This window comes from Aliikangiella sp. G2MR2-5, from assembly GCF_015687155.1.
Classification (GTDB): Bacteria; Pseudomonadota; Gammaproteobacteria; order Enterobacterales; family Kangiellaceae; genus Aliikangiella.
Genome location: NZ_JADPQF010000005.1, coordinates 339,183 through 347,346, shown reverse-complemented (window position 1 = coordinate 347,346; position 8,164 = coordinate 339,183). Strand labels below are relative to the sequence as shown.

9 protein-coding genes and 1 pseudogene are annotated in these 8,164 nt (G+C 41.0%); 2 read left to right on the top strand and 8 right to left on the bottom strand.

Annotated features, from left to right (window positions below):
- The 6 genes from IYN84_RS21355 to IYN84_RS16835 all read right to left on the bottom strand — a co-directional run.
- A partial coding sequence (locus tag IYN84_RS21355; protein ID WP_256435639.1) for a PhzF family phenazine biosynthesis protein occupies positions 1-192 on the bottom strand: 192 nt, incomplete at its 3' end.
- Between the two features lie 164 nt (positions 193-356).
- Entirely contained in the window at positions 357-845 is a 489-nt protein-coding gene (locus tag IYN84_RS16855; protein WP_196140416.1) for an SMI1/KNR4 family protein, read from the bottom strand.
- Positions 846-940: 95 nt separating this feature from the next.
- Positions 941-1,423 (bottom strand): hypothetical protein, encoded by a 483-nt coding sequence (locus IYN84_RS16850; protein ID WP_196140415.1) that lies wholly within the window; start codon positions 1,421-1,423, stop codon positions 941-943.
- A gap of 106 nt (positions 1,424-1,529) precedes the next feature.
- Positions 1,530-2,321, bottom strand: coding sequence for a hypothetical protein (locus IYN84_RS16845; protein ID WP_196140414.1), 792 nt, complete (start codon positions 2,319-2,321; stop codon positions 1,530-1,532).
- Positions 2,322-2,421: 100 nt separating this feature from the next.
- Complete coding sequence (locus IYN84_RS16840; protein ID WP_196140413.1) at positions 2,422-2,868, bottom strand: DUF6389 family protein; 447 nt, start codon at positions 2,866-2,868, stop codon at positions 2,422-2,424.
- Positions 2,869-2,957: 89 nt separating this feature from the next.
- Complete coding sequence (locus tag IYN84_RS16835; protein ID WP_196140412.1) at positions 2,958-3,257, bottom strand: hypothetical protein; 300 nt, start codon at positions 3,255-3,257, stop codon at positions 2,958-2,960.
- Between the two features lie 541 nt (positions 3,258-3,798).
- Between IYN84_RS16835 and IYN84_RS16830 the strand changes: the two are divergent.
- Positions 3,799-3,990: pseudogene (locus tag IYN84_RS16830) on the top strand (tyrosine-type recombinase/integrase); the annotation flags it as partial.
- 28 nt (positions 3,991-4,018) lie between these two features.
- On the opposite strand, the gene IYN84_RS16825 reads toward IYN84_RS16830, so the two are convergent.
- Entirely contained in the window at positions 4,019-5,146 is a 1,128-nt protein-coding gene (locus tag IYN84_RS16825) for a CaiB/BaiF CoA-transferase family protein (protein ID WP_196140411.1), read from the bottom strand.
- Between the two features lie 198 nt (positions 5,147-5,344).
- Between IYN84_RS16825 and yaaA the strand changes: the two genes are divergently transcribed.
- Positions 5,345-6,121, top strand: coding sequence for a peroxide stress protein YaaA (yaaA, locus tag IYN84_RS16820; RefSeq protein ID WP_196140410.1), 777 nt, complete (start codon positions 5,345-5,347; stop codon positions 6,119-6,121).
- Positions 6,122-6,195: 74 nt separating this feature from the next.
- Here the strand turns inward: yaaA and glmS are convergent, their stop codons facing one another.
- Complete coding sequence (gene glmS, locus IYN84_RS16815) at positions 6,196-8,058, bottom strand: glutamine--fructose-6-phosphate transaminase (isomerizing) (RefSeq protein WP_196140409.1); 1,863 nt, start codon at positions 8,056-8,058, stop codon at positions 6,196-6,198.
- Positions 8,059-8,164 lie beyond the last annotated feature (106 nt).

Genomic DNA, 8,164 nt, shown 5'->3' with positions numbered 1-8,164 from the left:
TTCTTTTAATTTTTTTCTCTTAACATCCGAAAACCTCGAAAAAATAACATATGCAGAAGCCAATGTTGCATGACCGCAGAAGTCAATTTCAGTCATTGGAGAAAACCAACGAATTTCATAAGAAAAGTCGTCAACTCTTTTCAGGAAAGCTGTTTCAGATAAATTATTTTCAGTTGCAATAGACTGCATCAAATCATCTGAAAGCCACTCTTAGGTAATAATGACTGCCGCAGAATTTCCTTTGAATCTAGAGTCTGTAAATGCATCAATAATGTTTATTTTAAATTTCATCAATTTTCTCAGAAGCAACCTGCACCTGATAGCACTCGGGAAATCGCTAGTTTCATTTTTGTTTTTTAGTATTCAATAGACGAAAGAGAGCTCAAAAATTCTGTAATCGACTCTCCAGCAAGATAAAAACTTTCGTAACCCGCCACTTTATCTGGTAATTTTCCTTTCTTGCGTGACTCGAGGTATCGGATAATATTTTCATCCAGATTTGGAAACATATTATAAAACATTTCATCTTCCCAGAAACATCGATGCTCGTGATCCCAGTAGTATACAAACCCAAAATCGTCATCTTTAATTGACAGGAAAACACCATTGCCAAAAATATTGTTTCCAATACATAACATACCTGACTCAAGAAACTCATCACTTGCCAAGTATTCAGCCGAAGGAACAAATAGTTCATCGACGACAGCTTCACCAAAAGGAGAAGGCTCTTTAATAGGAAAAGAGTAACTGAACCCAACATTTTTTTCATAATCTACACTAAAATATGTTTTCAGTTCTTCCGGCAGTTCTCTACCAATAAGTTCTTCGATTTGCTTTAAAGACATCACTAGCCTCTTATTCTTAAAATTTAGGGTCAGTGTAAATTTATCTCAAAATCAAAGTTATCGACATTGACCTCGCTTTTTTATTTTTCAGAGAATTAATTAACTCTGACACCATTTTTTTCTTTTAATTTTTGCCAGATATCAATTTCGTCACTTTTTTCTTTGATATCAAAGCCCTTTAATTTCTTCGAATAGATTAAAAGCGCAGAAACATCTTTTTCGCCCAAGGATTTTTCTTTTTCATCAGTTAAGACGGCTACTCCCCATAGTTTTATGTCTAGATAGCCGTCGCCATCCACATCAATTAACTCGCTGTTAAGCAGTCCGTTTTTGAAGGTAATGCCGTCACTATGAGTATCATATATTCGGATAAATTTATTTATGGCTACAAGTCCACCATTGCCTTTAGAAGTTATACCAAATGAGTATTCTAAAATAACGTCTGGCCCGATATTTATCGATTTATGGATTTCCTTTGAAGAAAAGCCAATTTCATCTACGTCTTTCATTGATACCAATGACGTTGCATCGGCATGAAAGGAGAATGCCATCAGCAAAAATATAGAAATAATTTTCATCAAGTTCAGAAGCCCTTTGATTAACTTAACGCCTACAACAGCCGACCTAAACAGAAAACGAAGTGTCCTGTTTTTGGTCGGCTGCTTGTTTTGGTTAAACACGGCTTTAGCATGGCGCAAGGCTCGCAGCTTGACCGATTGCATTAAAAACAGTGTTTAGTATTTCGGTAGTTACTCGGGCTTTATTGAATGCTATATCGCTGAGTATGGCAAATACGAGCATTAAATAGGCTAAGTAACCTAAACCGGTGTAATCGTTGTAGATGATAGTGTAAAACCAATTTTGTTCAAATATATAAAAATACGAACAAATAATGGTTGATATCATCATCAAAATACCTGGTAGAAATAAATGATGAATAGCCTTAGGCTTAAAGAACGAAACTAGTAGCAGAAAAACAAAGATCACGGAATTTGTTCCCAAGAAGATTCGAACATCTAAAGTCAATTTCTCGACTATTTGCATATATTTCACTTGGCCAAAGTCAACTAATTTTGATTTAGCTTTTTCAAGAGATGCAATATTCAACTCCATTGATTCTCGTATTTTATTTTTCCATGTCTTACGACACTCACAATCAAGATTCAGCATTTTCGCAATTTCGGATGCGAGAATACCGGGAGCATCGTCTTTGAGCTGTCGTTTTAACCTAGCTAGTTTAGTCTCCGCTTCATTCCTTAGTTCTTTAGCTTTATTACCAAGTAACTTTTCGAATCTATTTTCTTGAGGTAATTGAACTGAGTCGATTTTTTTGTTGGTCTCTGCGTTCAACTTCCATTCTACAAACGATTTTGCTGATATTTCTATAAGTTGAGGATCTGCGAATGTTAAAAGAAAGAGTGGTAAAAATAAGAATATTCCTAATAATCCAAATCCCCTAAGTGAAATCCGCTTCATCAATACTCCATGTGTGTTTAACGCCGCCAACAGCGGCCGAGCGTAGCGAGGTTCAGCCCCAAAGGGGCGATGCTGCTTGGCCTTGTTAGATGATTTTGCCTCAATTTAATTGTACAGAAGACTTGGAACCATAGCCTTCATCTCCGTATATGCCAACCGGAAGAGTTAGCTTTTCATCTTTAACCTCGGCCCACAGACGCTCAAGCCAAGGAAGAACAATATCCACTACAGTGTCGTTAACCTCGAACTCAACATCAAAAGGATCAACATCTGGAATATAGGGCTCAATACCATTTTCTGTGTGTACCGGTGAGAACAGCTGATAATGCTCACGTATTTTTTTATTAAGTACGTGGAGATCAGGACCATCCAGACTCACGAATATATCAAATACCCCGTCTCCATCTTGAGTCGGTGAAATAATTACTGACACAGCTTTTGTCTCTTTCGGGAGAATAGACAAAACTTTTTTCCATTTGTCTATAACACTCGCCGAATGCTTCTCTAACTCAGCTTTCAGTGTCTCTGTAAATTCTTGTGAGTTCATCTTTCACCTAACGCTTATTTAAATTGTGAGGCTATTTTTTAGCCGAATCCATTTTCTAACCCTTGTTAGGTAACTACTCACCGAGCCTATCAATGGCCGACAACAAACACGTCTTCAGTTCGCAAACGCCAGCCTTTCTCGTTCATACATTGCATGAATAATACTACTGCAAACGCTCCATCCTTGAATTCAATTCCCCGATTACTATCAAGACATGACTCCTTGTCTTTATTTGATTGCAATTCAATTTCATCGCTCGGTTCAAAATCTACCGGAGCATTAATTGGTACCCAGGAATTAAAATGGTGAGAAATACTGTCTGATTGATAGTCTTCCAGCGCACCCTCTACTATTTCTTCATAGAGCCTAACCGAGCTACAGCCAGTCATTAAGAAAATCATTAGATATGAAAATATCTTCACGGTTTCATTTACCTAACAGCGAATTCAAGCGCCAGAAGATCTTATCACCTAGCGCCATATTTCTGCCTAAAAACAGCAAGCATATGCCATCTAACCCGCGCATTCAATACATTTACTCTTGTTCCAGGCATTGGACAAATGACGCCCGTGTGTTCAAGTATTGGCGTCATATTTCGACTACACTTTTGATTATATATTACACTAAAATTCATAAAAATCAGGTAGATACATATAACTTCTAGATACTTTCTACAAGAAATAAGATCTTCTGGTGTGTGAAAAACAGTCCTTCTTGACTTTGACTGCTAGCATGAATAGTTTTCTATACAGGCTTTACTCTAGGAGGAAATAAGTTATGGACGACATACGCGCTAATAGTGACCGCTAAAGGCCTAAGTTTCTTGACCAACTACGGTTATTTATCAGGGAAAGAAATCTCTCCTACGAGACTGAGAAGACTTACATTTACTGGTTACTTTTTTATATTAGATTTAATAACAAAGTTCACAAACATGCCAGTTGCTATACTTTCCGCCACTCTTTCGCAACAGAGCTGTTAATGAACGGCTACGATATTAGAACAATACAAAAATTGATGGGGCACGCTGACGTAACGACTACTGAAATCTATACCCATGTTATTAATCAAGGTGCAATGGGCGTAACAAGTCCGGCCGACTTGATTGAATTGGCAAGCTAACATCGGAGATACCAATTAAACTCAAATTCTACTTACCTAACTCAGGCGGAGGTAAAACCTCCTCCAATTCTCCTTCTGAAAACTTCACCGGATTAGCTATATAAGGCACCTTTTTTCCATTAACCTCAAATGCTTTAACCATTTCTCGCGCTTTAGCTTGCGGATGATTTAACGCTTCTTCAATAGAGTTGACTGGCGAGTGTGGAATAGAGGCTTGCTCAAGCAATTGAACCCATTCGTCTCTGCTTCGCTTTTTAAATTCCTCACTAATTAGCGGCAATAGAAGTTCACGCTTTTCAACCCTTTGTCGATTAGTCGCATAAGCTTCCGCGTCACTCCACTCAGGCTTTCCTATTAACTCACAAAGCCTGGCAAACTGCCCATCATTGCCAACCGCCAACATGATGTATTCATCAGCACAGGCAAAAGTTTGATAAGGAACAATATTCGGGTGAGCATTTCCTAATCGCTTTGGGTTTTCGCCGCTAACCAGATAGTTCATTCCCTGGTTGGCCAACATCGCTAACTGACAATCAAACAAGGCAAGATCGATGTGTTGCCCCTTACCGCTTCGCTCCCGATAGTGCAGCGCTGCCAGTATTGCTGTCGCCGCGTACATACCGGTCATCAAATCGGTGGTAGCAACGCCCACCTTAGTCGGTTCGCCCCCCAATGACTCCGGCTGGCCGGTAATACTCATGATACCGCCGGCGGCTTGAATCATGGCATCGTATCCAGGCTGCCCGGCCAAAGGACCGGTTTGGCCGAAGCCGGTAATTGAACAATAGATAAGTTTAGGATTAATTTTTGCAAGACTATCGTAATCCAGACCGTATCCTTTTAAACCGCCCACTTTAAAATTTTCCACCAATATGTCGGCTTCTTTTGCCAGTTGACGAATGGCTTCCTGCCCCTCCTCTGAACTGATGTCGATTGCCAGAGATTTCTTGCCACGATTGGCGGCTAAAAAATAGGCAGCCACATTTTCTCCATTAAACTCGACAAAGGGAGGTCCCCAATGACGGGTATCATCTCCCACTCCGGGACGTTCAATTTTGCAGACTTCAGCACCATAATCAGCAAGCAATTGTGTCGCCCAAGGGCCAGCCAGAATTCGGCTTAGATCTAGTACTTTGATTCCGGTTAGTAATGACAAAGCTTTACCTTCCCATTGTTAAGAGTCATGATTGGTCTGTTTCAACTACTTTAGACTTTCCGACTTATCTAAACAACATAGATTTTTCCTATCATTTCAATAATTGGTTAATACAGACTTGGTATTCTCTCCCATGACTTGTTATTCTTCGGCTAGATTTTTCTAGCAATAAACCCCCTAAAAGGTAAATCACTTTCTATGATTACGGTTATTTCACCGGCGAAAAGCCTGGATTACGAGTCGCCACTAGCGACCAAGCAAAAATCACAGCCACGTTTTTTGGAACAGTCACAGGAGCTAATTGATCAGCTGCAAGAATTGGCACCTCAAGATATTGCCAGTTTGATGAAGCTCAGCGATAAGCTGGCAGTTTTAAACTATGACCGTTTTCAGGAATTTTCGACCCCCTTCACTCCAGAAAATGCTCGTCAGGCTCTGCTAGCTTTTAAAGGCGATGTTTATGTCGGGCTAGAAGCCGCAACATTTTCCGCAGATGACTTTAAGTATGCTCAGAAGCATTTACGAATTCTTTCCGGTCTCTACGGCATTTTACGCCCGTTGGATTTAATGCAACCCTACCGTCTGGAAATGGGAACCAAGTTTGCTAACAATGGCGGAAAAAATCTCTATGAATTTTGGGGAAACAGACTAAATGAATCGCTGCAAAAAGAATTAAAGGCTCAAGAAAATCCGGTACTGGTTAACCTGGCTTCCAACGAATATTTTAAAGCGGTAAAAGCCAAGACTCTACCTTACAGAATCGTTACTCCTAATTTTAAAGATTACAAAAATGGTCAATACAAAATGATTAGCTTTTTTGCCAAAAAAGCGCGCGGGCTGATGAGCAGATTTATTATTCAGAATCAGATTGACCATCCAGAAGGAATCAAAGACTTCAATCTGGAGGGTTATTACTTTGATAAAAAATCATCCACTGAAGATGATTGGATATTCCTTAGAGACGAAGTTGCTTAATGTGAACTTTTTATTCCCCTCTTTTATTGAAAAAGCGGGGAGCGACTTTGTCGTTAAAAAACTTGAAACAAACTTTAAATCACAGTGACACTTTTGGCCAGATTTCTTGGCCTGTCAGGATTCAGCGACTTACCCACGGCGAGATAGTAAGCCAGTAGCTGACAGGGAACGATACTGGTAATCACCGCCGCTCTATCGAAGACTGGTGGCAACTGAATCACCTCGTCGAAAATCGGGTTAGGGTTTTCACAAATGGCAATTATCCGACCGCCGCGAGCCCTAACTTCAGATGCAATGGCAACCATATATTCTTCGTTATTCTTATCGACAAAACAGATTACCGGCGTACCTGAATCAATCAGGGCAATGACTCCATGTTTAAGCTCTCCGGCACTAAAGGCTTCTGCATGAATGTAAGAAGCTTCTTTGATATTAAGCGCACCCACTTTTGCCGCGGCTAGAAAGCAGCCTTGCCCTAACAAGTAAAGATGCTCACTATTAATCGCCTCCGCAATTTCTACAAACACTTGCAGATTGTCCTCGCTAAAATATTGGCTTAACCGGCTTGCGGCAACAGAAACGCTATCCTGTGCTTGTTCAAACTCATTGCTGAAGACTGCAGACAGTAAATAACCGAAAACCAGCTGAGCGGTTCCTGATTTAGTAGAAAGTACACAAACTTCCGGTCCGCAGTGACTATAAAAAGCAAACTCCGACATCCGGCTCATCATGGTTCCCAGCATATTAACCACGCTGGCGATCCTCACGCCTTTGTCTCTGGCTTTTTGTAAAAAGCGCAAGGTGTCAGCAGTTTCACCACTCTGACTGATCGCCAGCAAAACATCGCCACTTTTTATCTGCTCAAGATACTCACTCCCTTCATACGCAGGAATACAGGTTACCGCAACATCAGAAACCTGGCGTAACATCCAGGCAATTTGCTCGCCAATAAAATAGGCCGCGCCAGCTCCGGTAATGTATAACTTACCACAGTCCTCAATAGCCGACTTAAGATTGATTAACTCTGTTTGACTGACGTGTGAGGCCGCGACTAGTGTTCGCCACTGCTCAGTGATTTCCTTAAGCATAAAGTGGGCATAGTTTTCTTTGTCAAAGGAATAGTTTTCACCCGTAAGCCTTTCCCAATGACTGTCGATGATATTTTCTGTAACCAGGTTAAAAAGCTCAACGCTGGTGGAATGCCTTTCGCTCACCTGACAAGTGCTCATCTGACAGGTGATCATCTGCCTGTCATCCAGCAACAAGCATTCACTCGTGCCGGATGGAAAAGCATTACAATCCGATGCCAGATAAATATCAGTGAGGCCGTCTTGCCGTTCTCTTCTCGCAGCTACCAATGGCGAGCCATTCCTTAGACCTATCACCAGACGAAGCTCCGCTACCATTAAAACCAGAGTATTATGACCGCTTAACCGATTAAAAACTTTGGCCAGCGATTTTTGAAAGGCATCGACCGAGGGAATATCACTGACTTGAGTTGACTGATATTGTGCGATCTCTTGCTCAATGAGTTTGAGCACAACTTCGGTATCAGTTTCTGATTGAAAATGACTGCCACAACTAAGCAGCTCGCTTTTTAGTTGCTGAAAATTTTCGACGATTCCGTTGTGGACCAGTGCAAAGCGACCACAGGTTGAAACATGCGGGTGACAATTTTGCGTGTTTACCTTGCCGTGAGTCGCCCAGCGAGTATGTCCAAGCGCGATATCTACCGGTAAATCAAACTGTTCGGCTTCAGCGGTCTGCAAAGAATCCAGAGACTTGAAAGTTTCCAGCCGATTATCGTTAGGAAAGGCCAGTCCCCAGGAGTCATACCCCCGATACTCCAGTCGTTTCAGTCCTTCAACGACATCACTCAGTACACCACTTCCCTGAAAACGCCTGTTTTGCCCTATGGCCGCAAATACTCCACACATATTGTCATATCCTCATTGACATTGATTGCCTCTACTGTTTGAAAAGCAAACAGTAACACTAGTTTTTTTACTTTAAAATCAGTAGAAAATTTAAGTTGCGCAATCT